The organism is Rhodococcus sp. H-CA8f, from assembly GCF_002501585.1.
In the GTDB taxonomy this organism is placed as follows: domain Bacteria; phylum Actinomycetota; class Actinomycetes; order Mycobacteriales; family Mycobacteriaceae; genus Rhodococcus_F; species Rhodococcus_F erythropolis.
Window position 1 is genome coordinate 1,221,297 of the sequence record NZ_CP023720.1, and the last position, 26,945, is coordinate 1,248,241.

Consider the following 26,945-nt stretch of genomic DNA (forward strand, 5'->3'; position numbering starts at 1 on the left):
TTCAATGAGCGTGCTGTTGTCGGATGTGGTGTCTGGTTCTGCGGTGGGGTTGCGCGGACGTCTGTGGCAGTTGTCTGCTTCTGAGTTGCGTGCTGCTGCTATTGAGGCGAGTGCGGAGATTCTTCGTCTCGAGGCTGTTCGTGTGGCGGTGGGGGACGAACTCTCGATGCGTCCTGATGATCAGGTGATTGCGAGCCGCGGGGTGGGTTGCTGGTTGGCGGCCAACACGATGCTGCAGGTTCGGGACGGGAAGAAGATCGCCGACCTGGGTGCGGCGCTGCGGCCTTTTCCGGCGGTGGCGGCCCGGTTCGATGGCGGGGACTGCTCGTTCGAGCATGCCGTGTTGATCGTGGCGTTCTGCGAGTCACCGCCGAAGGGAATGCCGGACGAAGCGCTCCCTCGCTGTATCGATTTGTTGTTGGCTGCCGCGTCGGGCGTGGAGGCGACAACGACGAAGGTGCGGAACGTGATCGCGACCTTGGAGCGAGTGTTCGAATCGGATGAGATTCCGCCCGCCGAGGATGTGGATCGGAATGAATTGCGGATCGCGTCGACGTTGAATGGTCGGGTGGTGGTGCGCGGCGATTTCGATGCTCTCACTGGTGAAATGTTGTTGTCGGCGTTGTCGAATCTGACGATGCCCACCCCCGCTGCGGATGGAACCCCGGATTCTCGGTCGGCGGCGAAACGCACGGCGGATGGGTTCACCGAACTGATTCGGCGGTATCTGGATTGCGCGAAGACCGGTGTCGATGGTGGGCAGCGTCCGCATGTGAACGTGCACATCAACGCGCGTGATTTGGCGGAGCACCGGGATTGCGCCGCCGCACCCTCGCCCGATGGTGGTGGAGTGGCTGTGTCGGATCTTGATGTCGGGCACATGCCCTGGCTGGGGCCGCTGTCGGTGTCGCAGACCAGGCTTCTCGGGTGCGATTGTTTCCTGTCGACTGTGCTGCTCGACGATTGCGGGGCGCCACTCGATGCGAAACCCGGGAAACGGTTGGTGTCCGCCGAACAGCGAGTGGCGTTGATCGCCCGCGACAAAGGCTGCGCGTTCCCCGGCTGCACGTGTGTACCGGCCTGGACGGATGCGCACCATATTCGGCACTGGGCGAACGGTGGCCCGACGGTGATGAGCAACCTTGTCCTGCTGTGCCGTTCACATCACCGGCTGATGCACCGGAAAGCCGGGTTCGTCGGGAAATGGGTGATCCGCATCGGCGTCGACAACAAACCGTGGTTCATCCCGCCGCCCTCGATCGACCCCGGCCAGCACCCACGGCCCGCGAACACCACCTTCAAAACCTGAGGTAGTACTCCTCGGGCACAACAGAACACGGGCCAGCACCGCATCGAAGGGATCCTCCGATGCGGTGCCAGCAGGCCGTGGGGGAGTCGAATCAGTGCTTCGAGCGCTTGTGGCGGTACATCTCGGCATCGGCCGTATCCCAAGTCTCGGAAAGGCTTTGGAACATGGAAAAGTCGGCTCGGCCGATCGAACAACGGACGTCGGCATTCCGGAACGCCTTCTCCAAACACTCGACCAGGTAGTCGACGGCGCGCGGCTGTGTATCGGGCAGAGCGATTCCGAACTCGTCTCCGCCCAACCGTGAAACCACCGCACCAGGGTGCGCGCATGCTGCCAAGATCTTGCCGGCCCGTTGAACATATTCGTCACCCGCGGCGTGACCGAGTTCGTCGTTGATGGTCTTCATGCCGTCCAGATCGACGATGATGATAGATCCCGGATCGGCGAATTGGCGGTACCGGGTTTGCTCGGCCTCGAGGATGCGGTTCCACCCGCGCCGATTGAGAAGACCTGTCAACGGGTCGGTCTCGGCATCGAGTTGCGCAGTTTCGGCCAGTCGCACTGACTGCGCGCGCTGATAGTCGACATCGAGAATCGTTCCGAGGAGTCGGCACAGGAGAGTGAGGAGGGCCAGGTTGTCCTCGAGTACGGAGTCGCCCGTAATCGGGTCGGCGCCACACAGAGTGCCGAAGAGACTGCCGTCGTTGTGAAGGATTGGGATGCTGACGTATGCGCCTATGCCTTCCCACCTGTCATCTCGGGAAAGTGCAGGTACGAGTGCGCGATTCGATGAGGCTGGCGGCGCATTTCCGAGGACTACCTCGCTGCACATGGTGTTTTGCCAAGTCCGGGTCTCGCCGACTTCGATGTGAAGTGGGTTGGGTGAGACGGTGAGAAAGATTTGATTCGACCCGTCGAACCGCGTGATCGACCACAGTGCCAGCGGAAGATATTCGTCGAGGTAGGACACGATCGAGCGACTGGCGTCGTCGAAATTCGTCAGTGGTGGCAGGAGTGGCAACATCGGGATGGTGCGCGCCTGGCCGTGCGGCATTTGGTGACCTCCTGATCGACCCTAAGATTCTGTCGATGTTCAGGCTCTTGGTCCCGCGTGCGACAAATCTTCCACGAACAGTCTGCCTCGAGAATCCTGGCGATTGCTGAAAGTGTGCTGTGATTCTTCCGACCGCGGGGCCGTTGATTCTTTGGTGGCCCGCTAATCTTCAGGCATGGAGCTGGCGCGTGGAGCGAACACAGTCGTTGACGGAACTTCGCTGAAGGTGGCGGTGAACGGTAGCGCCCCGGGCACGGTGGACCTGATGGTGTTCCAGCTCGACGAACGGAACCAGGTGCGGAACGACGCAGATTTTGTCTTCTTCAATCAGCCGGTGTCGCCCGAAGGTGCGGTGCGCTTGGAGTCCGGCGGCGTCATCGAAATCGACATTGCGAGGTTGCCCGCCGACATCCACCAGCTGAGTGTTGCCGTGGCGCTTGATGCGGCGGCAAACGGAACCCTTTCTGCTGTCGGGGGCCTTGGTGTCGTGGTGGAGCAGGCTGGTTCCACCGCTATCGTGGCTCAGGCTTTGGGTTTGACGAGTGAGAGGGCAGCGGTCCTCGTCGAGATCTATCGCCGCGGCACGGACTGGAAGGTTCGGAACGTTTCGGCGGGTTGGGACAGCGGATTGGCAGATCTGGTCACTGCATTCGGAGTCTCGGTCGACGAGGAACCGCAGAGCCGACCCGACTCGGCTGAATCGGCAGATGGCATTCGGACCGTGCCCGACGAAGCCAAACTCTCGATGGTGAAGCGGGAAAAGCTGGACCTCCGAAAGCGCGAAGTGGCCAAGGTCCTGCTGACCAAGGGTGGCAACGGAATTCGGGCGCGAGTGGTCCTGGTGATCGACAAAACCGGAAGTATGGCCAAGCAGTACCGCACCAGAGTGGTGCATCGTGTTGTCGAACGCATGGTTCCCGTTGCGATCCAGCTCGATGACGACGGCAAGCTGGAGCCGTACTTGTATGCAGTCAGCTTCGTCAAGCTTCCCGAGATCTCTGTTCATGACGCGGAAGAGTGGTCGGATACCTACCTGCACTTGCGCGGCTCGCACGGCGGATTCAACTATGACAAGATCGGCGCCGCAAATCGTGAAGTGCCGATCATGACTGAGATTCTCTCCGGCCTGACACGTGGTTCGGCGCCGACGCTCGTCCTGTTCTTCACCGACGGAGGCTTCAGCGAGCGCAAGGAAATCACGAAATTGATGCGCGAAGCGTCTGGGCTCCCGGCCTTTTGGCAGTTCGTCGGAATCGGCAAGGCCAACTACGGAGTGCTGGAGAAGCTCGACGACCTCGACGGCAGGGTGGTCGACAATGCCGGATTCTTCGCGCTGGACGACATCGACACCGTCGACGACGCCCAGTTGTACACCCGTTTGCTGAGTGAATTCCCGGATTGGCACAAGGCAGCTGTAGCCGCGGGCATCACGACGCCGTGATTTAGCTGGTCGAAACCAACTGCGGTGCATTCTCTTTCAAGAATTCGTCGATGTGCGCCCAGGTGGAGTCTCTCGCGGTGGGGCCGGCAACGAGCCCGAGGTGACTTCCCGGCGCCTTCTCGAACCGGACCGACGGCGCTCCGGTGAGGACCGACGTGATCGCTTCCACCGAAGCGATGGGTGCAATCACGTCGGTGGTGCCGCCGATCGCGAGAACGGGAACGCTCAGAGCTGACAGTTTGATCTCGCGCCCGGCAAGCGTGACAGCGTCGTTGTAGAGATTGTTGCCGAGCATGAGTTGTTCGCAGATCTGCTGAAATGCCTTGCCCGGGTATCCAGGCATGGCTGCCATGAACTTGTCTATCGATTCCATACGAGCCAGGGTCTCGGTGTTGTGAAGATTGCGGACGATGAACCATGGCTTGAGGACTTCGCGCTGCAACGCCGTCACCTTGTAACTCGCCTGAACGAGTGGAGCAGGTAGTCCGCCGACCAGATTGGTCGCGGAGGTGAGCGGGGTATCGCCCGTGTATTTGCCGATCAGCCTCAACGGGCTGATAGCGGGAATCTTCGTGTAATCGATTGGCGTGCCGATTGCCGTGATCGATGCGATCGGAAGGTCGGAGTGAGCGGAGCCCGTGAGCAGAGACATGGTCCCGCCGAGGCTCCACCCGATCAGCGAAACAGGTGCGCCGTCATGTAGGTCCGAGATCGTTCGGATCGCTTCCGGGATGATGTCGTCGACCCAGGCCTCGAAACCCATACCGCGGTCGGAGTACCGCATGGTCCCGTAGTCGAGGAGGTAGGGCGTGTTTGCGCCATCCAGTAGGTGTGCGGCGAGGCTCTGGCCTGCACGAAGGTCGTAGCAGTCGGCTGAAACCGCGAGGGGAGGTACGAGGAGGACCGGATTGCCTCTGGGCGTCCACAATGCGCCGAAGCGATACAGATCGCGGTGTGGACCTTCGCTGATCAGTACCGACGGCGTGCGTTCGGCCTTCTCGACACCGTCGCCGAACGAGAGTCCCCATGCATTGCGCGCTGCGGTGTCCAGCGTCGGACGCCACGTCGCGATCAAACCACTGATATCGAGCACTGGTTCCCCTCGGAGTCGAATCGGCGGACGGCCGAGTCAGCCGCGCTCGGTGTATGTTACCTGCCTTCACATACATCGATCTCGGGGGTGCAAAAACCCAGCTCGGCAACGGAGCCACCGTGCCGAGCTGGGCTGATCGGGGTGATCTGGCAGTGATCGGGTGGGGACGATCAGGCGGGGACGATCAAGCCGGTCGAGGCTGTGGCCGTCGCGTATCGCTGTGCAACGTCTTCCCAGTTGATGACGTTCCAGTAGGCCTTCACGTAGTCCGCCTTGACGTTCTTGTACTGCAGGTAGAAGGCGTGCTCCCACATGTCGAGCATGAGCAACGGAACGATACCGATGCTGATGTTGCCCTGCTGGTCGGTGAGCTGCTCGATGACCAGGCGCTGCCCGACCGTGTCGTAGGCCAGTACCGCCCAGCCGGACCCCTGCAAAGTCGTTGCTACAGCGGAGAAGTGGTTGACGAATGCGTCGAAGGTACCGAAGTGCTCGTCGATCGCGGCTGCCAACTCGCCTTCTGGTCGCTCACCGCCGTTGGGGGAGAGGTTCTTCCAGAATATCGAGTGATTGGTGTGGCCGCCGAGGTGGAAGGCGAGGTTCTTACTGAGCAGCGGCGCCTTCGCAGTGATCGTGCCGTCTTCGCGTGCAGCAGCCAACTGCTCGATTGCGCTGTTGGCGCCCGCCACGTACGTGGCGTGGTGCTTGCTGTGGTGCAGTTCCATGATCTCGCCGGAGATGTGCGGTTCGAGTGCGGCGTAGTCGTAGTCCAGCTCGGGGAGAACGTATTCAGTCATGTGACATGCCTTCCTTTGAGGAAATGTTGTGAGACGAGAGATTTCGATAGGTTCGATCGTGATAGACGAGCGGCGCTGACACGTGCTGCGGATCGATGACGTCGACGACGCGCGCGGTGACAATCACTGCGGAGCCACACGTCGTGGCATTCAAGGGAACCGCCCGCAAGGCGTGGCCCGTGCCGTGCAGGAATGGTTCACCCGTCGACAGAAACGACCAGCGCATGTCGTCTCCGAAGCGCACAGCGCCGCGGGTCGCGAACGTGGCCGCCAGTCGCTCGTTCGCCGAATTTGCCAGGTGAACAACAAAACTGCTTGCGGAAGCAATGACGCTCGCAGAACCACGCAACGACTGCAGTGAGAACGCCAGAACTGCCGGATCGGCGCTGATCGAGATCACCGAAGACGACGTGATGCCGGCCGGGCCGTCATTGCCCGTGGCGGTGATGATCGAGACGCCGGCGGGATGATTTCGGAACGCCTCGACGAATGCGCTTCGGATGGACGGCGCCGAATCAACAGCGACATCCGAAACAGGTTGGGTGCCAACCAATTTTGTCGTCACACTTAGCACCTCTTCTGACTCGGGTTTTGCTGTCGTTGCACTGTCTTGTGCAATACCGACGTTAAAACCTCGAGTGCAGTTGAGGTCAAGGTGCTGTGGCGGACCTCACCGTCCGAGCTTGGCTGCCAGACGTTCCATGTATCCGACCACCTCTTCGGGGCTCTTGTCCGGAGTGCCGAACATCGCCTCCGTGACACCGATATCTGCCCAGTGGGCGAGCTTCTCCGGATCGGGTTTGCCTGCCAGGACGGTTATTTCAGGCTCGCCGACTCTACCTGCTTCGGCCCAGATCTTTCGGAGCAGTTCCACGTTTCCGTCGATCTCCTGCTCGATCGGTGTGGTGATCCACCCGTCGGCAGACTTTGCGATCCACTTGAAAGTCTTCTCGTTGCCGCCGCCGCCCAACATGATGGGAGGACGGGGCTTCTGAACGGGCTTGGGCCAGGCCCAACTAGGCCCGTACTTCACGAATTGGCCGTCGTACGAAGCTTCTTCCTTCGACCACAGTTCACCCATGGCTTCGAGATACTCCCGGAGTGCGGTCCGGCGTTTGTTGGGCGGTACGCCGTGGTCGGCGAGTTCCTCTGCATTCCAGCCGAATCCGACGCCGAAAACCACGCGTCCGTCGGAAAGATGGTCCAGCGATGCGATGGTTTTCGCGAGAGTGATCGGATCGTGTTCGAGGGGGAGGGCCACCGAGGTGCCCAATCGGATGGTGCTCGTGACCGACGCGGCGGTGCCGAGGGCAACCCAGGGGTCGAGTGTGCGCATGTAACGGTCGTCGGGCAATTCTGCCGACTGGGTTCCGGGGTGATCGGAATCCCTCGATACGGGGATGTGAGTGTGCTCCGGAACGTAGAAGGCGTCGAATCCATTCGCCTCCGCAGCCTTTGCTGCATCGGCAGGGCGGATGCCGCGATCACTGGTGAACAGGCTGAGTCCGTAGCGCACTGGTTCTCCTTCGATGGTCCGTCGAAAAACTGTAACCTGTTGCATCTTCGTTCGGATAGGTTTCCAGCCCAGTAAATCGATTGCCGACGTGACCGGGGGCGTGGTGAACTCGGGCGGAGTTGTTGTGGGCCGAGAGGTGGATGCAGTAGAGATGGACGCAGTGGAGATGAATCGGTTGTCGTGGAATGCGGCGACCGTCGCTCACAACAGTCACAAAGGTGACCAAGCACAGTTCTTTCGCAACGGCGGGTCGACCTTGTTTCCGGAAGAAGTGGCGCTGCTTGGCGAGATCGACGGCTCCTCGATTCTTCATCTGCAGTGCAATTCCGGTCAGGATTCGCTGAGTTTGGCTGCTCTCGGTGCCGCGGTGACCGGCGTCGACATCTCGGATTCTGCGATCGACTTCGCGCGAACGTTGTCTGCGGAATCCGGCATTGCCGCCGATTTCGAGCGAGCGGATGTATCTGCGTGGCTCCGAGATGCCGGCGCTACCGGGAGGAAGTTCGATCGAGTCTTCTCTTCGTACGGAACGGTGATCTGGTTACCCGATCTCGACGAGTGGGCCGAGGGGATTGCCGGTGTTCTGGCGCCGAACGGTCGATTCGTTCTGGTGGAGTTTCATCCGTTTGCCATGTGTTTCGACGAGAAGTGGTCGCTGACATACCCGTACGGAGGCGGGACTCCCGTGACCGAACCCGGTGGCGTCGGCGACTACGTGGCAGATTCAGCCGATCTCGTCTTGCCGGGCGCTCAGGGAGACGGAGTCGAGAACTTCGAAAATCCCTTCCCTTCATGTGAATTCAACTGGTCCATCGCCGAGGTGCTCGGCGCCCTGCGGCGTGCCGGATTGACGCTCGAGTCCTTCGACGAGTACCCGTACGCCAACGGTTGGCAAGGATTCGAGGAGATGGCAGAACTCGGTGGCAAGCGTTGGGGAGTCCCGGCCGGACGACCAGAGATACCGCTGATGTATTCGCTGTCTGTTCGCTTGGCCGACTGACGCCTATTTCCCCCGCATTTGCGGGTAATTGCAGACACAGGTAGTAATTACCCCCATGCCCACGACGCCACTGACACGACGCATCGCCGTCGACCTGTGCCGTCTTGGTGCCAACTGCTGTTGCTGTTGATTCCTTCCGACTCTCCTGAGTGAGAACGGCGCCGCTCTGTGCGCCTTCGCCCCTGCATGTGCGCTCGTTGCTGCATGTGTGCCGGAATTTTCCGTACGTCGAGGAAGAACAGCGATGTCGACTCCTGTCGAAGCAATAGAACCAACACCAGTCGCGGAACCGAACCGTGAACCGCGTCGGCCGTGGACTTCGAGTGTGACCACTGTCGGACTGCCGGTGCTCTCAGTGATCGCATTCTTGGCCTTGTGGCAGGTCGCCGCGGCGAGCGGCACCTGGAGTGAGACCTTCGTGCCCTTTCCGAGCACGGTCTGGCATGCCTTCGTCAACACGATGACCACGCACGACGGAGTGCGTGGCTACCAGGGGTATTTGCTCTGGGAGCACCTCTACATGACGCTGCGACGGGTGCTGGTCGGTGTGATCATCGGCGTCGGATTGGGCGTGATCCTAGGTTTGGCAATGGGATCGGTGACATGGCTGCGGAGCCTGCTCGAACCGTGGTTGACCTTCCTGCGGGCACTGCCGCCCTTGGCGTACTTCTTCCTGCTGGTGATCTGGCTGGGAATCGACGAGGCGCCGAAGATCACGCTTCTGGCGTTGGCTGCGCTACCGCCGGCAGCAGTGGCCACCACAGCTGCTGTTGTCGCGGCACCCGTCGGGCTGGTCGAAGCTGCCAGGGCGCTGGGAGCCTCACGGGCACAAGTGATCCGAGACGTGGTTGTCCCGTCGGCGCTGCCTGAAACTTTCACGGGCATTCGCTTGTCGGTGGGTATGGCGTACTCGTCAGTTGTCGCGGCCGAATTGTTCAACGGCATCCCCGGAATCGGCGGAATGGTCAAGGATGCAAGCAATTACAACAACACTCCGGTAGTGCTGGTGGGGATCTTCGCCATCGGATTCTCCGGTTTGATCATCGACGGACTGTTGCGGGCTGCTGAGCGCCGCGCCGTTCCCTGGAGGGGAAAAGTATGACCGACAATAAGAAATATGGCAGCATTTCCGAGCCCAGCGGCAATCTGAAGCGCAACAGCAATCCGAACCGCAACGAGGGAAGGGCTTCCCGGACGGCGTTCACGGTGCTGATCGGCGTTCTTGCCCTTGTTCTCGGTGCGTGCTCGGTGGATCATTCGGGCCAGGATTCGTCCAAGGAAACGATCCGTATCGCCTACCAGTCGTTCCCGAGCGGCGACTTGATAGTCAAGAACAATCGCTGGCTCGAAGACGCATTGCCCGAGTACAACGTGAAGTGGACGAAGTTCGATTCGGGAGCCGACATCAACACCGCCTTCATTGCCGGTGAAATCGATTTCGGCGCAATCGGTTCGAGTCCGGTTGCTCGTGGCCTCTCGGCACCGCTGAACATTCCGTACCAGGTCGCGTTTGTTCTCGACGTGGCCGGCGACAACGAAGCCTTGGTGGCGCGCAACGCAACCGGAATCAAGACCGTCGCAGATCTGCGTGGCAAGAAAGTGGCCACGGCATTCGCCTCGACCGCGCACTACAGTCTGCTGGCAGCACTGAACCAGGCCGGACTCAGTGCTGACGACGTCCAGTTGGTGGATCTCCAGCCGCAAGCATCCCTCGCTGCCTGGCAGCGCGGTGACATCGATGCCGTCTACACCTGGTTGCCCACGCTCGACGAGCTCCGTAAGGACGGAACACAGTTGATCGCCAGTCGCGAGCTCGCGACGGCTGGAAAGCCGACACTCGATCTTGGTGTGGTGTCGACCGCGTTTGCCAAGGATCACCCCGAGATCGTCGATACCTGGCGCCAGGTTCAGGCCCGCGCGCTCACGACGATCGCCACGGACCCGGACGCGGCAGCGGAAGCTGTTGCCGCGCAATTGGGCGCCTCGAAGGACGACGCGGCAGCGCAGCTGAAGCAGGGAGTGTTCCTCACTCCCGAGCAGATCTCCTCGCCGGAATGGCTGGGCGCCGAAGGCGCTCCCGGGAATCTGGCAGTGAACCTGCAGAGTGCAGCGCAATTCCTGGCCGAGCAGAAGCAGATCGACAGTGTGCCTGATCTGGCGGTCTTTCAGAATGCTCTCTATGTGAAGGGGCTTCCCGATGTCCTTGACCAGTAGCGAGACCGCACAGCAGGCCGCGGGAGGATTCGCTGCCGACCGCCCGGGCGCGATCCGAATCGACACCGTCTCGCACAAGTACGGCCACGGTCGAGAGTCCGTCACGGCACTCGGGCCGGTATCGATCGACGTCGCCCCTGGTGAGTTTCTGGTCCTCGTCGGAGCGTCGGGTTGCGGCAAGAGCACATTGCTGCGGCTGATTGCAGGTTTCGAAAATCCTTCCAGCGGAACAGTTCAGGTATCAGGATCCGACCCGATTCCCGGGTCGAGTGCCGGCGTGGTGTTTCAGCAACCACGATTGTTTCCGTGGAAATCGGTGGGCGGCAACATCGATCTGGCACTCAAATATGCCGGGGTGACGAAGAGCGAACGCGGGCGAAGGCGCGACGAGCTTCTCGACCGCGTCGGCCTGGGCGGCACTGCGGACCGGCGTATCTGGGAAATCTCCGGCGGGCAGCAGCAGCGGGTAGCAATTGCCCGGGCCCTGGCGGCCGAAACATCGTTGCTGTTGCTGGACGAGCCCTTTGCCGCATTGGACGCCCTCACTCGCGAGCGTCTACAGGAGGACCTCCGCAGTGTCAGTGCCGAATCGGGGCGAACAAGTGTCTTCGTCACTCACAGTGCCGACGAGGCGGCCTTTCTCGGCTCCCGCGTCGTAGTTCTGACAAGCCGGCCCGGCAAGGTCGCACTGGACCTGAAAATCGATCTGCCACGAACCGGCGTCGATCCCGACGATCTCCGAGGCTCACCCGAATACGCGGCATTCCGAGCCGAAGTCGGCCATGCGGTCAAGGTTGCTGCTGCAGCGTAGGTACCCTGCGCGTCGACTACCAGGTGGCCGCGTCGATAATAGGAAGGAGAACGTGCAGGACACGACGAACAAGGAGTGGTCATGGCAACTGAGGTGGAGTCCGGTGACCTCGTGCAGGCAGCCGGCCATGCGGGTCCGTGGACGGTAGTCGAAGTTCGCCAGGGCATGGCGTTGCTCGAACACAGTGACGGGCACAGGTTGTCGCGTCGAACGACGACGTTGACCGTCGTCCGCAAGGGCTCGGGCAAGAAGACGACGGCGGTCGACGACGGGAAAGACGAAAACGGGTCGCCTACCCTGTTCGACTGATCTTCTGTCAGCCCGAGACGGCGTCAGCTGGAGAAAATGTCGTCGACGCGTTTGTCGAAGTACTCGGCGATTCGGAACGCCAGCGACAGACGCGGGTCGAAGTGTCCCTTCTCGATCGAGATGACGGTTTGGCGCGTGATTCCGAGTGCGTCGGCGCACGCTTGTTGTGACAATCCGGCCGCCGTCCTGAGTTCTTGAAGATTGTTGCGCATCAGATCTCGATCGTGGGGGCGCGGTCCCTCGACACCGCCCAGTACCGAATTCCGAAGTCGACCAGGCCGAGGGCAGTGAAGATCAGGAGCGGCAGTTCGGGAGCGCCGAAGACATTGTGCGCGATCAGCGCGATTCCCATGGCAGTGATCAAGTCTGTGAACGCGCCGAATCCGGCCTTGCGGCTCCATTCTGTTTCGACGGTGTCCTCGGGATAGGCGGGAGCCTTGTTCTTTTCCGATGGGAAAAGGGCCCATACGGATCCGATGCAAGCCGGCGCCATGACGATTGCGAAGACGACGAAGGTCAACGTCTTCTGGTCGCCGGCGGTCAGTGCTGCGAAAAAGCCGAGGGTCAGCGTTACTGCGACGCCGATGCCGATAACCAGGCTCCACCGTGCCGTGGTGCTCATGAAGCCTCCCGGATGTAAGAGTTCTTTGACAGGGTTGAGCGTAGATTCACGCACGCCGTATGTCAAAGAACTCTTACATCGCGCTCCGGGTCACGCGATTCCGAAAGGCGCTGCGTATGAAAACTTCCCCGTCTGATCAGCGCGATGTGTGGTGAGCGTTCTGATCTGAAAGTGAGCGCCCCACTCAGCTTCCGGAGACTCCACTCCGACGTCCGTGCTGGTGACGAATCCGAACCGCGGGTAGTACTCGGTGCTGCCCAAGAGTGCGATCAGCGGCACGTCCAGGGCGTCGCACGCGCCGACCACCGCGTGCATCAGTGCCGAACCAACCCCGCTGCGCTGGTTGCCCGGGGTGACAGCCAGCGGACCGAGGCCAACAGCCTCCACGGGACCGACCCATCCGCGTGTCCCGATCACGAAGCCGACGATCTCACCGCCGGCTACGGCGACCAGCGACAACTTCGGTAAGTAGTCGTCCGAGGCGAAGAGTTGGCGTGTCAGTTCGATCTCGTAGGGAGTCTCGCCGGGCGGTGCCTGGTCGGCAAACGCCGCCCCGAGCAGTGAATAGATGGCGTCACGGTCGGAAGAAGTTTCGCGGCGGATGTACATGGCCACGAAACTACCCGGTTCACTTCGGATTGTGCTCCCCATTTTCGGCCTGACGTGCCACTCGCTTTTCGTAGTCCGCACGCCCGTTCGGATCTACCGATGTCAGTGCGCGGCGATCGTCGATCACCCGGCGGCCGATGTTGATGATCCATTCGGGGACCAGTGCGTCGACGAGATCCCAGCCCGCAAGGTAACGGGGAACTGCAGTTTCGGCTCGCCGATGCGCGACCGTGTCGACGACGGCCTTGGCCACTACCTCGGGCTCAACCGTCGGCATTCCCTTTCCGAGTGGCACGCCTGACGAGAGGCCGGTCCGCACCGCGCTGGGCAGGATCGCGCTGACGCTGACCCCGGAATCTGCGAATTCGACACGGGCAGAAGCCGAAAGGCCCACTGCGCCGAACTTGCTGGCGTTGTACACGGCCATCCCGGGTACCGGAAGTTTGCCTGCCATCGATGCGATGTTGACGACGTGCCCGCGTCGTCGATCCACCATGCCGGGCAACACGGCGCGCATCCCGTGAATAGGCCCCCAGATGTTGACGTCGAGGGTGACTCGACTGGTGGCGTCGGACTCGTCGAGGAAGCTGCCGAGCGGCATCACTCCCGCGTTGTTGACGAGAATGTCGATGTGGCCGAATTCACCGATCACCTTGGAGACGAACACATCCCAGGAATCGCGTGAGGTGACGTCCAGCAGGTAACCGCGGGCACGTGGGCCGATGGACTCCGCTGTGTCGACGGCTGTCTCCTCGTCGAGATCGCCGACGCATACGAGTGCACCGCGAGCAGCGAACAACTTGGCTGTCGCCCGGCCGATTCCGCGGCCACCGCCCGAGATGACGACGACCGCTCCGTCGAGATCGATCGGCGGGTAGGTGATGCCGAAGAGGCTCATGCGGTGTACTCCGGTTCCGGACTGGTGGTGGGCTCGGATGGCGTGGGTTCAGATGGCGCGGGTTCAGGGGGCCTGTTGTCTGACTCAGGGTTCGACGTGTGGTTGTAGGCATACGGATCGAAGTCCCGTAGCCGTCGACGCATGGCACCGGACGACCACGGCCAGTTGAAACTGTTGCGGCCGTTGACGTCGAAGAAATAGCTTTCGCAACCACCGGCGTTGTAGACCGTGGTCCCCAATGCCTCCTGAACCTGAGAGTTGAAGGCTGCCTGAACTTCCTCTCGCACGTCGATGGTCTGCCAGCCGTGACGACGGGCGTGGCCGATTGCCTGCGCCACATAGTTCAGTTGGGCTTCCAAGATCATGAACGCCGATGTGTGCCCGGTGCCGAGGCTCGGGCCCAGCAGGATGAACGCGTTGGGGAATCCACTGACGGCGGAGCCGAAGTACGCCTGCGGGCTTCCCTGCCAATGATCGTCGAGTGATCGACCTTCTCCGTCGAATACCTTGGATGCGATGGGCATGTCGAGGATGTGGAAGCCCGTTCCGAAGATGATGGCGTCCACCTCCGCCTCCACTCCGTCGGCGCCGATCACGGTGTTACCGCGGATCTGCTCGACGGCGTTGGCATGGACGCTGACGTTGGGTTTGCCGAGGGCCGGATAGTACGAGTTCGACATGAGCAGTCGCTTGCAACCGAGGGTGTAATCGGGAGTCAATGCCTTGCGCAGCTTCGGATCGCGTACCTGCAGGCGCAATTGGGCTGACCCGAGTTTCTGCACGATTCGCAGAATCCACGGATTACGGAATCCCAATCCGAGCGCTTCCATGATTCCGTATTCGATGCTGCGCAAGGCTTTCTGTGCTCCCGGCACGAATCGCATGACGGACCTTTCGATCCGCGGTACGTAGTGATCGGGTTTGGGAAGAACCCATTGAGCGGTTCGCTGGTAGAGGTGAAGGGCGGAGACCTGGGAGACGATGCGCGGAACGAACTGGACTGCCGACGCTCCGGTTCCTACGACGGCGACGCGTTTTCCGGTCAGGTCGTAGTCGTGATTCCACTGCGAGGAATGAAACACCTCTCCCTCGAACGCTTCCAGTCCGGGGATCGCCGGTGTCAGGGGCTCGTTCCATGGGCCGGCAGCGGCTATCACGAAGCGAGCAGTCAGTTCGCCGCTGGAAGTTGTTATCTTCCACAGTGATTGCGACGCATCCCATCGCGCGGAGAGCATTTCGACCCCGAAGCGAACGTGTTTGTCGACTCCGTGCGTGCCCGCCGTGTTCTCGATGTATTCGCGGATCTCCGGTTGCTCCGCGAACAAGCGCGTCCAATCCGGATTGGCGGCAAAGGAGTACGAGTACAGACCGGATGGAACATCACAGGCGCACCCGGGATAGGTGTTGGCGCGCCAGGTTCCACCGAGGGAGTCGGCCTTCTCGAGTAGCACGAAGTTGTCGATTCCGAGACGCTGCAGGTGGATAGCCGCGCCGATTCCGGAAATTCCACCGCCGATGATCACGACCTCGAAGTGGTCAGATTCGTTGTTCACTGAGTCTGCGCTTTCACTGGTGGGAACGAGTGGGCTGGAACGGGTGCACATCGAGTTCGCGCTTGACGCTCGCACGTGTTGTACGCAGCGATGATTCGAAGGTGGCGAGCCGTCGGCGGCCGTCCATGAAGTTGGCGCCCATCACGGCAAGGTCGTCGTCGGTGGCATCGATTCGTATGACTCTGGTACCCGCGGAGCGGACCAGTTCGATCTCCTGATCGAGCCCCTTGGACATGGCATTGCGCAGTGCACCGCGTTCGATACGGGCGGCTCCGCGCGCCGGCCTCAGGGTTCGAGAAGCCATGGGCGCCAGTACAACCAGCTCGTCCAGTTGGAGGGGGAGCAGAAGGTCTACCGAAGCCGTGGATGCGGCGCCGCCGTCGATGTACCTGACGCCGTCGATCGTGACGGGTGGAAACCAGCCGGGAATCGCCCATGACGCTCGGAGTGCTTCACCGACGGTCACTTTCGGAGCCCCCTGTGCCCCGAATGCGACCCGTCGCCCCGTTCTGTAGTCCATGGATACCATGTACGCGTTCGGATGTGGGAGCCACGAATCGCCCGGAGCAAGTGATTCGGCGAGCGTAGTGAGCCAGGACGGGTCGCCGCCACCAACCGGTGCGATGCCGCTCATCCGGCTCAGAACCGGAAGGTCTCGACGCGTGAGGAGTCGTGGATTGCCGACGCCCAGTCTCGGAAGTGGCGGGAGCTTTCCGGGCGCCGACGCGATGTGGGTGAGGAGCTCGGGGCGTGCGGCGGCGTTGCCGAGTTGCATGGCAACCAACTCGTCGACACCGACTCCGCTGCCGAGCATCGTCACGAACTCGGCGCCGGCGGATGTCCCGATGATGGCTGTGGCTTCCCGTGGATCCCAGTCGAGCGCATCCCGGACCGAGGCGAGCGCGGCAACAGTCCAGGCAAAACCGAGAGTGCCGCCGCAACCGATGGCCAAGCCGCGTCTCGGTGCGCTGTTTTGGCGCACGGTGGTACCGGTCACATCTGAAGTCATGTTTCGGAGACTATCAGTATCCGAATAACGTTGGTACCCCAAAATTGGTTTCAGTACTCCACTCGACGACCGTTCGCGGTATTCGGCTACCGTGGGAATCTCGATACCGAGGACCACTGGGAGGTTCCGATGGCGCGATTGACCAGGCAGGAAGCGCAGGCGTTGACCCGTGAGACCCTGTTGGCGACGGCCGTCGAGCACTTTCTCGATCGCGGATACGCCGCGGCCTCTCTCGATCAGATCGCCGAGGACGCCGGGTACTCCAAGGGGGCGGTGTACTCGAATTTCAAGAACAAGGATGAATTGTGTGCCGAAGTTCTCGGCCGGATCAGGCTGACCAAGGTCGGTGAGATCACTGCGCAACTCGGGGCGAAATCGACCCTCGACGATGCGGTAGCCGAATTCGCGCGGTGGGCCGAGCGAACAATCGGGGACCAGAGGTGGACGCTGCTCGAGGTCGAGTTCTCGGTGAGATCGCGGCACAGCGAGGACATTCGGGAGAAGATCGCGGCGGGTGCAGACCAGGTGCGGGGACTGATCGCCGGATTGGTCCAACACCTCACGGAATCCAACGGGGTGACGCCGACGCTGGATCCGGACGCAGCCGCGCTGCGAATGCTCAGCGTCGGAATCGGTTTGGGGCTACAGCGCGCAATCAGCCCAGAGCTTCCCGTCGATCCGCTGGTGGATACGGTGCGGGAGATTCTGTCGGGCGGCTGAGGAGTGCGCGGAGCATGCCGCCGATCTCGGCGACCGCTGCACGGGATCCGGCACTGGGCCCCAGAACGTTGACGAAGCCGTGGATGAAGCCGGGATAGCGTCTATCCGTGACGTGAACACCGTTGTCTCGCAATCGTGCTGCGTACGCTTCGCCTTCGTCTCGGAGTGGATCGAATCCCGCCGTGATCACGATGGCTGGTGGCAGTCCGGCCACGTCGGGGGCGCGTAGCGGCGATACCAACGGGTCGAGTCGATCGGCATCCTTGCCGAGGAAGCTGGACTCGTAGAAGTTCATATTGGCCTCGGTCAGGAAGAAGCCTTCACCGAACGTCGTTCTCGAGGGAGCCTTCTCGTGAAAGTCGGTAGCGGGGTAGATCAACAGCTGTGCTGCCGGTGGCGTCTTGCCGTCGTCGCGGGCACGCAACGCCACCGTCGCGGACAGGTGCCCGCCCGCACTGTCTCCTCCGACAGCGATGCGTGTCGGGTCTGCCCCGAACTCTTCGGCGCGGTCGACGATATCCTGGTACGCGGCATAGGCGTCGTCTACCGGTGTGGGGAAAGCGAATTCGGGTGAAAGCCGGTAGTCGACCGAGATGACCCGTGCGCCGGAGGTCTCGGCCAACAGGCGACACGGAGCGTCGTGTGATTCGATGCCGCCCTGTACCCAGCCGCCGCCGTGGAAGTAGGCGAGCAGAGCGCCGGTGTCGGCAGTCGGAACGTAGAGCCGGGCGCGGAGCGGGCCGTCGGCGCCCGAAACGGAGATCTCTTCGGTGCGGACCTGCGCGGGTCGGCCGCCCATCATGATCGCGGTTCGGGTGAGATTGGCGCGAGCAGCGGCGAGTGACTGGGGATCGGTGGAATGTGAGGGGAGTGGCCGCGTCTTCGCGAGCGTGAGCAGCAGGTGTGCGTCGGCGTCGAGCGTGTTGCCCTCGATGACGACGGGTGGCCCGGTGATTCGACGTTTCACCGCGCTGGGCAGCGCGAATGCGGCTGCTACCAAGGACGCTTCGGCGCGATCTCGAATGCTGCGGCTGCTGGCCTGCTTCACGGATTCCGACACGTGGCGCAGACTACCAAGCATGACTACTGCGGCACTGTCGATCACGCAGATCGAGAACACACATCTGGTTCGGTGCGGTCACGCCAATTGGGTCCTGGTCGAAGAGGGGGCCGATCTGACGTTGATCGACGGCGGATACCCGGCCAACGGCGCCGACGTCGAACGCTCGATCGAGCAGATCGGTCACCAGCTCGGGGATGTTCGGGCAATCCTCGTCACTCACGCGCATGTCGATCACATCGGTGGAATCGCGGACATCGTGACTCGGCTCCAGGTTCCGGTCCTGATGGATCCGTTGGAAGTGCCCCACGCGAAGCGGGAGTACCTGCAGCAGTTGTCGCCGGCCAAAGTTCCGTTGCTGTTGTGGCGGCGAGGCGCTCCGAAGTGGCTACTCGACGTGATCGGAGCAGGCGCGTTGAGAGGCGCGGAACTGCCTCGAGCACAGGCCTTTGCGGCAGGTGGTGCGCTGGACGTTCCCGGTCGGATCGTACCGATTCCTACCCACGGGCATACCGACGGCCACAGCGCTTACCTTGTCCCCGAGGCAGGAGTCATCGCGTCGGGTGACGCTCTCGTGACCGGACATGCGACGTCGAGCGTCGCCGGACCACAATTTCTGGTGCGCCCCTTCAACCACGACCGTGGAGCGACGGACCAGGCGTTGGACAATATTGCCGCTGCGCCCGCCGGCGCGCTGTTTCCCGGACACGGTCCGGTCTACGAAGGCAGCTTGGCTGCCGCAGTCGAACAGGCCCGAGCGGGCCGGACAAGGATGCGTCCATGAGTACTGTCGAAACGGTCGACGAAGGCGCGGTGCACGGTTTCCTGCACCGCCCCGAGTCAGTGCCCGTCGCAACCCTGGCATTGACCCACGGCGCCGGAAGTAATTGCAACACTGTGCTGTTGAGTGCTGTCGCCGACGGCTTTGCTGCAGCAGGAGTGCAAGTTCTGCGCTTCGATCTCGCGTTTCGGGTGCGTCGAGCTTCGGGGCCGCCGCATCCGTCGCGTGCTGCGGAGGATCGTGCGGGCATTGCCGAGGTGATTGCCGCTGTTCGCTCGGACTACTCGGTGCCCGGACCCGTTCTGCTCGGCGGACATTCGTACGGCGGTCGGCAGGCGTCGATGCTGGCAGCGGAGAACCCGGGACTTGTCGACGGCCTGGTCCTGCTGTCCTATCCACTGCATCCACCGAAGAAGCCCGAGAAGCTCAGAACCGAACACCTGCCCGACCTGAACACACCCGCCGTTGTCGTCCACGGATCGAAGGACGAGTTCGCGACGACGGAGGAGATACAGGCAGCACTCGACCTGGTTCCCGCCGCGACACGTCTGGTGGAGTTCGAAGGAGCGCGACACGACTTGTCCGTGGTGAAGTTTCCGGTGGTGGAGGCGACAGTCGCGGCCGCATCGGCTTTGTTTGTGTTCTGAACGCCGAGCGGGCAGTTGCCCGTGTCGGTGGTTCCTGGTGAGATCGAATCATGAGTGCCCAGCCGTATCAGCCCAGTGCCCTGTCCGACGTCACGGTGAGCGTCGACGGGGACGACACAGTCGTCAGCTTCCCTCGGGTGCTGCCGTATCCCGTCGAGAAGGTGTGGGAGGCGATCACCGACCCGGAGATGTTGGCGCAATGGACGCCGTACACCGCCGATCGGAATCTGAGCCGTACCGGTGACGCCGTGATCACCATGCTCACCGAGGACGGTGCCCCCGAAATGTCGCTGCCGGTCACCGTTCACGTTGTGGAGACCACTCGGCGGCTCGAACACGAGTGGGGCCCGGACGAATTGGTGTGGGACCTGACCTCGGTCGAGGGCGGCACCCGCGTCGTACTTACGCAGAGGTCGCGCGCCGAGGGGATGGCGTCGGCACTCGCTGCCGGGTGGCATTTGTGCTTCGACGTACTCGATGCCCTTCTGGCCGGCGAGCCCTTCGGACCGATCGTGGGCGAACGGGCGCGCGAGTACGGTTGGGACGCACTCAACTCCGGTTACGCGCGACAGTTGGGCATCGACGAATCTCAGGTTTGGTAGCTGCTCAGAGTTTTCGACTGGCAGGCTTTCTGGTGGAGGCTCGCACGATCAGTTCGACGGGAAGTTTCACGGATTCGACGTTCTTGCCGGAGATCAGTGCGAGTAGGTGCTCGAGCCCGGTCGCGCCGATCTTTCGGGCGGGGGACCTCACCGTTGTCAGGGGCACCGGGAGTTGCGAGACAACCGGAATGTCGTTGTAGCCGACCAGCGCAAGATCGTCGGGAATGCTCAACCCGAGATCACGTGCCACACCGAGTACGCCGATCGCGATGGTGTCGCTCACCGTGAAGACGGCGTCGGGGCGTGAATCTCCACCGAGCAATGTCGCCGCCGCATCGACACCCCCTTGAACTTCGAACTCGGACGCCACTATTCGGTTCGGCGGCAGTGCTAGACCGGCTTCGGTCAGGGCATCGCGGAAACCCGCGACGCGTTCCCGCGACGTGCTGGCGTGATCCGGCCCCGCGATCACTCCGAGATCGCGATAGCCGCAGTCCAGAAGATGCTTCCCCGCGAGGTAGCCGCCGAGTCGGTCGTCGCCGCTGACAAAGGGAAGACCTCGGTTCGGAGACGACGTCGCCGAGTCGATGTGCCGGTTCAGCAGCAGGATCGGGAGTGAGCGCAGGGGGAGCGAGTCGACGAAATCGGTACCCGGCAGGTGGATGCTGCTCAGCATGAGACCGTCGACCTGTCGGCTGACCAGGAACTCGACCGCTTTGCGCTGCGCGTCCAGATCGTCGGGTGGGCTGGAGAGCAGCACGGAGTACCCGGCTGCGGTGGCGGCTTCCTCGATGCCTTGGAACATCGTGGCCACCACGACGTCCGTCAGCCTCGGCATCACGACGCCGATGGTGGTGGTCTTGCGGGTACGCAGGCTGGCCGCCCACAGGTTCGGTTGGTAACCGAGTTCCTCGGCAACCTGACGAACTCGGAGTGCGGAGTCGGACCAACCGTCGGCGGGCTCGGGCTGACGGAGGACCCGCGACGCCGTCGAGATGTGGACCCCGGCCTGGTCGGCGATTTCGCGCAGCGTTGGCGGACGGCCGTTGCTGCGGTTCGACGGATCGGGCGTCATCTGCGTCGGGGCTCCTGGTGTGCGTCGGTTCTGAGCTGGTTCTGAGTCGGTTGGCCGTCCGGGGATTGACGGGTGTGCAACCGGGCTCTACTCTAGGCGATGCAAACGATTGCGCAATCGTTCTCGCAATGGATTGCGCCCGAGAACACTGGAGGCCCCGTGACCACGCCGCAGTCCCTGTCCGAGCTTTTTGCCATCGACACCCTGCTGGACGCCGAGGAGATCGCGATCCGCGACACGGTCCGCAAGATGGTCGACGATCGCATCCGCCCGCACATAGGTGAATGGTTCGAAGCGGCAGCACTGCCGGCGCGTGAGCTGGCCAAGGAACTGGGCGCGCTCGGCGTTCTGGGCATGCACCTCGAGGGCTACGGCTGTGCCGGAATGAGCGCCACGGCGTACGGGTTGGCCTGCCAGGAACTCGAAGCTGTCGATTCGGGCATTCGCAGCCTCGTCTCGGTCCAGGGCTCACTGGCCATGTTCGCGATCCACCACAACGGAAGTGAAGAGCAGAAGGAAGAATGGCTCCCCCGGATGGCGGCGGGTGAAGCCATCGGCTGCTTCGGTCTCACGGAACCCGATTTCGGATCCAACCCCGGCGGTATGCGAACCAACGCCAAGCGCGACGGCGACGACTGGATCCTCAACGGCACCAAGATGTGGATCACCAACGGCTCCATTGCGGACGTCGCCGTGGTCTGGGCGCGAACAGACGACGGCGTGCGCGGATTTGTCGTTCCCACCGATACTCCGGGATTCTCCGCCCCCGAGATCAAGAACAAGATGTCGCTGCGCGCGTCGGTCACCTCGGAACTGGTGCTCGAGGACGTGCGTCTTCCTGCCTCGGCGATGCTGCCCAAGGCACGCGGACTTTCCGGGCCCCTCGGCTGCCTCAACGAGGCACGCTTCGGCATCATCTTCGGCGCGATGGGTGCCGCACGTGACTGCCTCGAGACCGCGATTTCCTACGCGCGTGATCGCAAGGTCTTCGACAAGTCGCTCGCCGCGTACCAGATCACCCAGGCCAAGATCGCCGACATGGCAGTCGAATTGGGCAAGGGGCAGTTGCTCGCCATCCACCTCGGACGCCTCAAGGACGCCGGGACGGTTCGCCCCGAGCAGGTCAGTACCGGCAAGCTCAACAATGTCCGCGAGGCCATCAAGATCGCCCGTGAATGCCGCACCATTTTGGGCGCCAACGGCATCACGCTCGAGTACCCCGTGATTCGGCACGCCAACAACCTCGAATCCGTTCTCACCTACGAGGGCACCTCCGAGGTTCACCAGCTCGTGATCGGTCGCGCTCTCACCGGTGAAGAAGCGTTCCGGTGACGGTCGACGCTGTCGGAGCACTCGACGGGCTGGTGATCGCTGATTTCGGTCGCGTCCTCGCCGGCCCGTACGCCACGATGATTCTCGCCGACCTCGGCGCGGAGGTAGTCAAGATCGAACGTCCGGGTGTCGGCGACGACACTCGTAGTTGGGGTCCGCCATGGGTCGGGGACGAGTCGAGTTACTTCCTGTCGGTGAACCGCAACAAGAAGTCGGTCACTCTGGATCTGCGCGAGCAGGAGGATCTGGAGAGTGCGCGTGAGTTGGTTCGCGGCGCGGATGTAGTGGTTCAGAACTTCCTGCCGGGAACGATGGACCGGCTGGGATTGGGTTACGACTCTGTGCGAGAAATGAATCCGCGTGCGGTCTACTGCTCGATCAGCGGCTTCGGTGGCAACAACTCTTTGCCGGGATACGACCTGTTGATCCAGGCGGTGGGCGGATTGATGAGTATCACCGGCCCCGATTCCAAGACTCCCACCAAGGTCGGCGTCGCGGTGGTCGACGTCATCACGGGCCTACACGCCAGCGTGGGAATCCTTGCAGCGCTGCGCCATCGCGATCGAACGGGCGAAGGACAGCACGTCGAGGTCAATCTGTTGTCCTCGTTGCTCTCCGCGCTCGCCAACCAGTCGTCCGGCTATGTTGCCGCGGGCGTGGTGCCTCAGGCAATGGGCAATCGACATCCGAGCATCGCACCATATGAGGTATTCGACACCGCGGACCGTCCGCTGGTCCTCGCTGTCGGCAACGACCGGCAATTCGGTTCGTTGACAGAGGTTCTCGGAGTTCCCGAACTTGCCGCGGATGTGCGGTTCATCTCGAACCGGGATCGGGTCGCGCATCGAGAAGAGTTGTTCGATGCCGTCACTGCTGCGTTGGCCAAGGGCACTGCAGACTCGTGGTTCGAGGCGCTGACCGAGCGAGGTGTCCCGTGTGGACCTCTCAACGACATCGCCGACGCGATAGCGCTGGCGGAGCGACTGAATCTCGATCCGGTGGTGTCCATCGACGACCCGCGTCGCGATGCACCGACCCGGCAGGTAGCCAATCCGATTCGGATGAGCGGCACGCCGGCAACCTATCGGTCGGCCCCGCCGCGGTTGGGGGAAGACAGCGTTCCCACTCCGTCGGGAGTCAGTTGACCCAAGCGAATCGGCCACCGGAATACCCGGTGGCCGATCTGCGTGTGTGGGTGACTCAGCTGACCTTCAGGACCAGCTTTCCGGTGTTCGCACCGGCGAAGAGAAGGTTGAGGCTGTCGCCGAACGCGTCGATACCCCCGGCGACGACGTGCTCGCGGGCAGTCAATTCGCCACTCTTGATCCACTTTCCGATCTGCTCCTGAGCTTCTGCGTAGCGATCGAGGTAGTCGAAGACCACGAAGCCGGCCATCGTGGCCCGGTTGACGAGAAGTGACAGGTAGTGCGCGGGGCCTGGCTGAGGCTCGGTGGCGTTGTAACCTGCGATGGCGCCACAGATGACCACCCGAGCGCCCAGGCGCAGACGGGAGAGAGCAGCGTCGAGAATTTCTCCGCCGACGTTGTCGAAGTACACGTCGATACCGTCGGGAGCGTTGGACTTGAGCGCCTTGTAGACGGATTCGTTCTTGTAGTCGATGGCGACATCGAAGCCGAGGTCCTCGGTGAGCCACGCGCACTTCTCCGGACCGCCGGCGATGCCGATGACCTTGCATCCGTGGAGCTTTGCGATCTGACCGACCAGGCTGCCGACCGCGCCCGCAGCACCGGATACGACGACGGTGTCACCGTCTTTCAGCTTTCCGACGTCGAGCAGTCCGAAATATGCGGTGACGCCGGGGAATCCGAGAGCTCCGAGCCAGGTCGGTAGGGGAGCGATCGATTCGTCGACCCGGGTCACATCTGTTCCGTCGGACACTCCGTACTCGGAAGCGCCGAACGATCCCGCCACGATGTCCCCGACCTGGTAATCGGGGTGTTGGGATTCGGTGATGCGTCCGACGCCGTGGGCGCGCATGACGGAACCGAGCTTGACCGGCGGAACGTACGACTTGACGTCGTTGAGCCAACCGCGCATCGCGGGGTCGAGGGAGAGGTATTCGACCTTGACGACAAACTCACCCGGCCCGGCGGACGGGATCTCGGCGTCGACATATTCCCAGGTGGAAGCGTCGGGAAGTCCTGTCGGGCGGGTGGCGAGGCGTACTTGGCGGTTGGTCATCTCTCCCCTTCGGCGAAACGAATTGAACTTGAGGCCGGATTCAATATAGGTGATGGATCACGAACTGGGAAGAGTTGGATGAACCGATTGACGACTATGTATGTTCGATCGATGAGCAATGTCGTCGAAGACGCGCCTGGTTGGTTCACTCGGGCGCTGGAAGCGCCGGTCGAGACGGGGTCGGTGGAAGTCGAGGGCGCTTCGGTGCACTTTCGGGCTTGGGGGTCGGCGGGGCCGGGAATTGTGTTGGTCCACGGCGGCGCAGCCCACAGTCGCTGGTGGGATCACATCGCGCCGCAGTTCGCCGAGGGGCGGCGCGTCGTCGCTCTCGACTTGACGGGCCACGGAGACAGTGACACTCGCGATGCCTACGCGATATCCCAGTGGGCTCGCGAGGTGCTGGCGGCGGCCGAGGCCGGGGGAATCGACGGCAAGCCGATTCTGGTGGGGCACAGTATGGGTGGGATTGTTTCCTTCGTGGCCTCGCATCTGCACGGCGAACTGTTGGACGGCGTTGTCATCATCGATTCGCCACTCAAGGCGCGGACGCCCGAAGAGGAGGCAGCTCGACGCCAGAATGCGTTCGGCCCCAAGAAAGTTTATCCCACCAGGGAAGACGCGATGGGTCGATTCCGCTTCGTTCCGCCCCAGGATTCGGGACTGCCTGCGGTGCGTGACCATGTGGCAGCCACGTCCATGGAGGAAGTTGATGGCGGTTGGTCATGGAAATTCGATCCAAACTTCTTTCTCCGAGTTGGCGCCGAAGATGTTCTCGACAGTGAACCACGTTGCCGCGTAGCCTATTTCCGAGCTGAGAACGGTATCGTGTCCGATCGACTCATGGAGCACATGCGTGGACTGTTCGGACCGGAGGCCATCGTGGCGGAGATTCCCGAAGCCGGCCATCACGTCATGATCGATCAGCCGTTGCAACTCGTGACCGGGGTGCGAACTGTGTTGAGTGCGTGGGCCGTCGCAAGTCAAGTGCCGGTAAATCAAGCGGCAGGTAACATCGAGGAAAGGGTAGAAGCATGAGCACGGAATTGACTCTCGAACCGAAAGTTGAAGCTGCACTGCAGTTGTGGCACACCATGATCGAAACCGGTGACCTGTCGGCACTACCGACCATTGTCGCGCCCGACGCGCAGTTCCGATCGCCAACCGGATTCAAGCCGTACCAGTCCGCGGATGCCGTTGTGCTCATTCTCAATACGGTGATCCAGGTGTTCGAGAATTTCGAGTACCACCGTCAGTTCGCCGGAGCCAACGGTCGGCAGGTCGTTCTCGAATTCAGTGCGAACATCGGAGACAAGAGCCTCAAGGGAATCGACATGGTCGAATTCGACGAGGACGGCAAGATCGTCGATTTCGAGGTCATGGTGCGTCCGGCCAGCGGGCTCGCCGCATTGGCTGCCGAGATGGGCCGCAGGCTCGGGCAGACGCTACCGACCTACAAGGCCTGACCTGAGTCCGGGCGCGGGCCCAGTCTGCCTGCTCAGCTGGTGCGGAATCCACCGTTGGAGTGAAGGAGTTGTCCTGTTATCCAGCCTCCGGCGTCGGACATCAGAAATCGAACGAGGTCTGCAGTGTCGCCGGGAGTACCCAGCCGGCCGGCAGGGGTCTGGAGGGTTGCGGCCTGTCTGATCTCCGGTGTCATCCATCCTGTGTCGATCGGTCCTGGGTTGATGACGTTTGCCCTTACGCCGCGTGATCCCAGTTCGACTGCGGCGGCGATGACGATGCGGTCGAGAGCGCCCTTGCTGGCCCCGTACGGAAGATTATGGGCCGCATGGTCGCTGGTGAGTGCGATGATCCGCCCGGTCACCTGACTGATTTCGCGTTGCTCCGGAAGGCGTTCAGCGAACGCTTTGATCAGCAGCCAAGAGGCGCGGGCGTTGACGGCGAAATGTCGTTCCCAGCTCTCGACGGTGGTATCGAGGATCGAGCTGTCGACGCTTTCGCAATGCGAGAGAACCAGCCCACGAAGGTCATTCCGCGATGCGGCAGCGTCAACGAGCTGTGCGGCCGCATCCGGCGAGGCCAGATCTCCGGGAACCAGGTCGACACGGCTCCCGAGTGCGCGACACTTCTCGGCAACGTCCTGCGGATCGTGCGCTCCGCGGACGAACCCGACGCGTTCGTCATAAGGCGCCCAGTAGCCGATCGTCAGATCCCAACCATCCTCGGCGAGACCCAATGCGAGGCTTGCTCCGATCGACTTGCTCCGGCCGACGCCGGTGATCAACACGGTCCCGCGCCTGTCAGACACTGCTCGCCTCCAGAGATGTCTT

30 protein-coding genes are annotated in these 26,945 nt (G+C 62.3%); 15 read left to right on the forward strand and 15 right to left on the reverse strand.

Translation table 11 applies throughout. The features are described from left to right. The first annotated feature begins 4 nt into the window (after positions 1-4). Positions 5-1,309, forward strand: a complete 1,305-nt coding sequence (locus tag CPI83_RS05875; protein WP_097386935.1) for an HNH endonuclease signature motif containing protein — start codon at positions 5-7, stop codon at positions 1,307-1,309. 91 nt (positions 1,310-1,400) lie between these two features. Here CPI83_RS05875 and CPI83_RS05880 read toward each other — a convergent pair whose 3' ends face one another. Continuing rightward, the gene (locus CPI83_RS05880) at positions 1,401-2,363 is read right to left on the reverse strand and encodes a GGDEF domain-containing protein (RefSeq protein WP_060938068.1); all 963 of its coding nucleotides are present in this window, start codon (positions 2,361-2,363) and stop codon (positions 1,401-1,403) included. Positions 2,364-2,538: 175 nt separating this feature from the next. On the opposite strand from CPI83_RS05880, the gene CPI83_RS05885 reads away from it, so the two are divergent. Beyond that, positions 2,539-3,804 carry a VWA domain-containing protein gene (locus tag CPI83_RS05885; RefSeq protein ID WP_060938069.1) on the forward strand — a complete coding sequence of 422 codons (1,266 nt, stop codon included), beginning with the start codon at positions 2,539-2,541 and terminating at the stop codon, positions 3,802-3,804. 1 nt (position 3,805) lies between these two features. On the opposite strand, the gene CPI83_RS05890 is transcribed toward CPI83_RS05885, so the two are convergent. The 4 genes from CPI83_RS05890 to CPI83_RS05905 form a co-directional block, all read right to left on the reverse strand. Next, the gene (locus CPI83_RS05890) at positions 3,806-4,897 is read right to left on the reverse strand and encodes an alpha/beta fold hydrolase (protein ID WP_060938070.1); all 1,092 of its coding nucleotides are present in this window, start codon (positions 4,895-4,897) and stop codon (positions 3,806-3,808) included. 170 nt (positions 4,898-5,067) lie between these two features. Further along, the gene (locus CPI83_RS05895; protein WP_003940303.1) at positions 5,068-5,694 is read right to left on the reverse strand and encodes a superoxide dismutase; all 627 of its coding nucleotides are present in this window, start codon (positions 5,692-5,694) and stop codon (positions 5,068-5,070) included. Then, positions 5,687-6,259, reverse strand: coding sequence for a flavin reductase (locus CPI83_RS05900; RefSeq protein WP_019745136.1), 573 nt, complete (start codon positions 6,257-6,259; stop codon positions 5,687-5,689). Before CPI83_RS05900 ends, CPI83_RS05895 begins: the two co-directional genes overlap by 8 nt. Positions 6,260-6,364: 105 nt before the next feature. Continuing rightward, positions 6,365-7,210 carry an LLM class F420-dependent oxidoreductase gene (locus tag CPI83_RS05905; protein ID WP_019745135.1) on the reverse strand — a complete coding sequence of 282 codons (846 nt, stop codon included), beginning with the start codon at positions 7,208-7,210 and terminating at the stop codon, positions 6,365-6,367. A gap of 88 nt (positions 7,211-7,298) precedes the next feature. On the opposite strand from CPI83_RS05905, the gene CPI83_RS05910 reads away from it, so the two are divergent. The 5 genes from CPI83_RS05910 (at position 7,299) to CPI83_RS05930 (ending at position 11,544) form a co-directional block, all read left to right on the forward strand. Beyond that, entirely contained in the window at positions 7,299-8,210 is a 912-nt protein-coding gene (locus tag CPI83_RS05910) for a class I SAM-dependent methyltransferase (protein ID WP_037136748.1), read from the forward strand. 244 nt (positions 8,211-8,454) lie between these two features. After that, on the forward strand, positions 8,455-9,312 hold the full coding sequence (locus CPI83_RS05915; protein ID WP_021332086.1) for an ABC transporter permease: 858 nt from the start codon (positions 8,455-8,457) through the stop codon (positions 9,310-9,312). Next, positions 9,309-10,424 (forward strand): aliphatic sulfonate ABC transporter substrate-binding protein, encoded by a 1,116-nt coding sequence (locus CPI83_RS05920; RefSeq protein ID WP_042952828.1) that lies wholly within the window; start codon positions 9,309-9,311, stop codon positions 10,422-10,424. Before CPI83_RS05915 ends, CPI83_RS05920 begins: the two co-directional genes overlap by 4 nt. Further along, positions 10,408-11,235: an ABC transporter ATP-binding protein gene (locus CPI83_RS05925; protein WP_019745131.1), complete on the forward strand. Its 828-nt coding sequence runs from the start codon at positions 10,408-10,410 to the stop codon at positions 11,233-11,235. Before CPI83_RS05920 ends, CPI83_RS05925 begins: the two co-directional genes overlap by 17 nt. An 81-nt stretch (positions 11,236-11,316) precedes the next feature. Beyond that, entirely contained in the window at positions 11,317-11,544 is a 228-nt protein-coding gene (locus CPI83_RS05930; RefSeq protein WP_021345436.1) for a hypothetical protein, read from the forward strand. Positions 11,545-11,567: 23 nt separating this feature from the next. Here CPI83_RS05930 and CPI83_RS05935 read toward each other — a convergent pair whose 3' ends face one another. The 6 genes from CPI83_RS05935 to CPI83_RS05960 form a co-directional block, all read right to left on the reverse strand. Beyond that, positions 11,568-11,756, reverse strand: a complete 189-nt coding sequence (locus CPI83_RS05935; RefSeq protein WP_003940277.1) for a helix-turn-helix transcriptional regulator — start codon at positions 11,754-11,756, stop codon at positions 11,568-11,570. Further along, positions 11,756-12,166 carry a hypothetical protein gene (locus CPI83_RS05940; RefSeq protein WP_020970646.1) on the reverse strand — a complete coding sequence of 137 codons (411 nt, stop codon included), beginning with the start codon at positions 12,164-12,166 and terminating at the stop codon, positions 11,756-11,758. The genes CPI83_RS05935 and CPI83_RS05940 overlap by 1 nt, the downstream gene beginning before the upstream one ends. A gap of 90 nt (positions 12,167-12,256) precedes the next feature. Beyond that, the gene (locus CPI83_RS05945) at positions 12,257-12,775 is read right to left on the reverse strand and encodes an N-acetyltransferase (RefSeq protein ID WP_020908958.1); all 519 of its coding nucleotides are present in this window, start codon (positions 12,773-12,775) and stop codon (positions 12,257-12,259) included. A 19-nt stretch (positions 12,776-12,794) separates the two neighbouring features. Continuing rightward, positions 12,795-13,673: an SDR family oxidoreductase gene (locus CPI83_RS05950; protein WP_097386936.1), complete on the reverse strand. Its 879-nt coding sequence runs from the start codon at positions 13,671-13,673 to the stop codon at positions 12,795-12,797. Next, positions 13,670-15,226 carry an NAD(P)/FAD-dependent oxidoreductase gene (locus CPI83_RS05955; RefSeq protein ID WP_097386937.1) on the reverse strand — a complete coding sequence of 519 codons (1,557 nt, stop codon included), beginning with the start codon at positions 15,224-15,226 and terminating at the stop codon, positions 13,670-13,672. Before CPI83_RS05955 ends, CPI83_RS05950 begins: the two co-directional genes overlap by 4 nt. A gap of 13 nt (positions 15,227-15,239) precedes the next feature. After that, positions 15,240-16,235 carry a patatin-like phospholipase family protein gene (locus CPI83_RS05960; RefSeq protein ID WP_019745125.1) on the reverse strand — a complete coding sequence of 332 codons (996 nt, stop codon included), beginning with the start codon at positions 16,233-16,235 and terminating at the stop codon, positions 15,240-15,242. A gap of 129 nt (positions 16,236-16,364) precedes the next feature. Here CPI83_RS05960 and CPI83_RS05965 point away from each other — a divergent pair, with 129 nt between their 5' ends. After that, a complete protein-coding gene (locus CPI83_RS05965) occupies positions 16,365-16,955 on the forward strand; it encodes a TetR/AcrR family transcriptional regulator (RefSeq protein ID WP_019745124.1) in 591 nt (196 codons plus the stop codon). Here CPI83_RS05965 and CPI83_RS05970 read toward each other — a convergent pair. Then, on the reverse strand, positions 16,891-18,015 hold the full coding sequence (locus CPI83_RS05970) for an alpha/beta hydrolase (protein ID WP_232816870.1): 1,125 nt from the start codon (positions 18,013-18,015) through the stop codon (positions 16,891-16,893). The genes CPI83_RS05965 and CPI83_RS05970 overlap by 65 nt on opposite strands. A 19-nt stretch (positions 18,016-18,034) precedes the next feature. On the opposite strand from CPI83_RS05970, the gene CPI83_RS05975 reads away from it, so the two are divergent. Genes CPI83_RS05975 through CPI83_RS05985 form a run of 3 tightly spaced genes read left to right on the forward strand, consistent with a single transcriptional unit; the run spans position 18,035 to position 20,045 of the window. After that, positions 18,035-18,799: an MBL fold metallo-hydrolase gene (locus CPI83_RS05975; RefSeq protein ID WP_097386938.1), complete on the forward strand. Its 765-nt coding sequence runs from the start codon at positions 18,035-18,037 to the stop codon at positions 18,797-18,799. After that, positions 18,796-19,443, forward strand: a complete 648-nt coding sequence (locus CPI83_RS05980) for an alpha/beta fold hydrolase (RefSeq protein ID WP_097386939.1) — start codon at positions 18,796-18,798, stop codon at positions 19,441-19,443. The genes CPI83_RS05975 and CPI83_RS05980 overlap by 4 nt, the downstream gene beginning before the upstream one ends. Before the next feature lie 50 nt (positions 19,444-19,493). After that, a complete protein-coding gene (locus tag CPI83_RS05985; RefSeq protein WP_020970638.1) occupies positions 19,494-20,045 on the forward strand; it encodes an SRPBCC family protein in 552 nt (183 codons plus the stop codon). 4 nt (positions 20,046-20,049) lie between these two features. Here the strand turns inward: CPI83_RS05985 and CPI83_RS05990 are convergent, their stop codons facing one another. Then, on the reverse strand, positions 20,050-21,120 hold the full coding sequence (locus CPI83_RS05990) for a LacI family DNA-binding transcriptional regulator (RefSeq protein WP_020908951.1): 1,071 nt from the start codon (positions 21,118-21,120) through the stop codon (positions 20,050-20,052). A gap of 159 nt (positions 21,121-21,279) precedes the next feature. Between CPI83_RS05990 and CPI83_RS05995 the strand changes: the two genes are divergently transcribed. Both CPI83_RS05995 and CPI83_RS06000 read left to right on the forward strand, forming a co-directional pair. Continuing rightward, on the forward strand, positions 21,280-22,452 hold the full coding sequence (locus CPI83_RS05995) for an acyl-CoA dehydrogenase family protein (protein WP_046380332.1): 1,173 nt from the start codon (positions 21,280-21,282) through the stop codon (positions 22,450-22,452). Then, positions 22,449-23,597 carry a CoA transferase gene (locus tag CPI83_RS06000; RefSeq protein ID WP_020908949.1) on the forward strand — a complete coding sequence of 383 codons (1,149 nt, stop codon included), beginning with the start codon at positions 22,449-22,451 and terminating at the stop codon, positions 23,595-23,597. The genes CPI83_RS05995 and CPI83_RS06000 overlap by 4 nt, the downstream gene beginning before the upstream one ends. A gap of 55 nt (positions 23,598-23,652) precedes the next feature. Here the strand turns inward: CPI83_RS06000 and CPI83_RS06005 are convergent, their stop codons facing one another. After that, positions 23,653-24,654 carry an NADP-dependent oxidoreductase gene (locus tag CPI83_RS06005; protein ID WP_097386940.1) on the reverse strand — a complete coding sequence of 334 codons (1,002 nt, stop codon included), beginning with the start codon at positions 24,652-24,654 and terminating at the stop codon, positions 23,653-23,655. A 111-nt stretch (positions 24,655-24,765) separates the two neighbouring features. On the opposite strand from CPI83_RS06005, the gene CPI83_RS06010 reads away from it, so the two are divergent. Continuing rightward, entirely contained in the window at positions 24,766-25,689 is a 924-nt protein-coding gene (locus tag CPI83_RS06010) for an alpha/beta hydrolase (protein WP_097386941.1), read from the forward strand. After that, positions 25,686-26,117 (forward strand): nuclear transport factor 2 family protein, encoded by a 432-nt coding sequence (locus CPI83_RS06015; protein WP_046379194.1) that lies wholly within the window; start codon positions 25,686-25,688, stop codon positions 26,115-26,117. The genes CPI83_RS06010 and CPI83_RS06015 overlap by 4 nt, the downstream gene beginning before the upstream one ends. A gap of 32 nt (positions 26,118-26,149) precedes the next feature. On the opposite strand, the gene CPI83_RS06020 is transcribed toward CPI83_RS06015, so the two are convergent. Then, positions 26,150-26,923 (reverse strand): SDR family oxidoreductase, encoded by a 774-nt coding sequence (locus tag CPI83_RS06020; RefSeq protein ID WP_069145667.1) that lies wholly within the window; start codon positions 26,921-26,923, stop codon positions 26,150-26,152. Between the last annotated feature and the right edge of the window lie 22 nt (positions 26,924-26,945).

Coding starts and splice junctions, on each gene's coding strand:
- CPI83_RS05875 (WP_097386935.1), top strand. CDS start 5: ATGAGCGTGCTGTTGTCGGATGTGGTGTCTGGTTCTGCGGTGGGGTTG.
- CPI83_RS05880 (WP_060938068.1), bottom strand. CDS start 2,363: ATGCCGCACGGCCAGGCGCGCACCATCCCGATGTTGCCACTCCTGCCA.
- CPI83_RS05885 (WP_060938069.1), top strand. CDS start 2,539: ATGGAGCTGGCGCGTGGAGCGAACACAGTCGTTGACGGAACTTCGCTG.
- CPI83_RS05895 (WP_003940303.1), bottom strand. CDS start 5,694: ATGACTGAATACGTTCTCCCCGAGCTGGACTACGACTACGCCGCACTC.
- CPI83_RS05915 (WP_021332086.1), top strand. CDS start 8,455: ATGTCGACTCCTGTCGAAGCAATAGAACCAACACCAGTCGCGGAACCG.
- CPI83_RS05920 (WP_042952828.1), top strand. CDS start 9,309: ATGACCGACAATAAGAAATATGGCAGCATTTCCGAGCCCAGCGGCAAT.
- CPI83_RS05925 (WP_019745131.1), top strand. CDS start 10,408: ATGTCCTTGACCAGTAGCGAGACCGCACAGCAGGCCGCGGGAGGATTC.
- CPI83_RS05930 (WP_021345436.1), top strand. CDS start 11,317: ATGGCAACTGAGGTGGAGTCCGGTGACCTCGTGCAGGCAGCCGGCCAT.
- CPI83_RS05935 (WP_003940277.1), bottom strand. CDS start 11,756: ATGCGCAACAATCTTCAAGAACTCAGGACGGCGGCCGGATTGTCACAA.
- CPI83_RS05940 (WP_020970646.1), bottom strand. CDS start 12,166: ATGAGCACCACGGCACGGTGGAGCCTGGTTATCGGCATCGGCGTCGCA.
- CPI83_RS05945 (WP_020908958.1), bottom strand. CDS start 12,775: ATGTACATCCGCCGCGAAACTTCTTCCGACCGTGACGCCATCTATTCA.
- CPI83_RS05950 (WP_097386936.1), bottom strand. CDS start 13,673: ATGAGCCTCTTCGGCATCACCTACCCGCCGATCGATCTCGACGGAGCG.
- CPI83_RS05960 (WP_019745125.1), bottom strand. CDS start 16,235: ATGACTTCAGATGTGACCGGTACCACCGTGCGCCAAAACAGCGCACCG.
- CPI83_RS05965 (WP_019745124.1), top strand. CDS start 16,365: ATGGCGCGATTGACCAGGCAGGAAGCGCAGGCGTTGACCCGTGAGACC.
- CPI83_RS05975 (WP_097386938.1), top strand. CDS start 18,035: ATGACTACTGCGGCACTGTCGATCACGCAGATCGAGAACACACATCTG.
- CPI83_RS05980 (WP_097386939.1), top strand. CDS start 18,796: ATGAGTACTGTCGAAACGGTCGACGAAGGCGCGGTGCACGGTTTCCTG.
- CPI83_RS05985 (WP_020970638.1), top strand. CDS start 19,494: ATGAGTGCCCAGCCGTATCAGCCCAGTGCCCTGTCCGACGTCACGGTG.
- CPI83_RS05990 (WP_020908951.1), bottom strand. CDS start 21,120: ATGACGCCCGATCCGTCGAACCGCAGCAACGGCCGTCCGCCAACGCTG.
- CPI83_RS06005 (WP_097386940.1), bottom strand. CDS start 24,654: ATGACCAACCGCCAAGTACGCCTCGCCACCCGCCCGACAGGACTTCCC.
- CPI83_RS06010 (WP_097386941.1), top strand. CDS start 24,766: ATGAGCAATGTCGTCGAAGACGCGCCTGGTTGGTTCACTCGGGCGCTG.
- CPI83_RS06015 (WP_046379194.1), top strand. CDS start 25,686: ATGAGCACGGAATTGACTCTCGAACCGAAAGTTGAAGCTGCACTGCAG.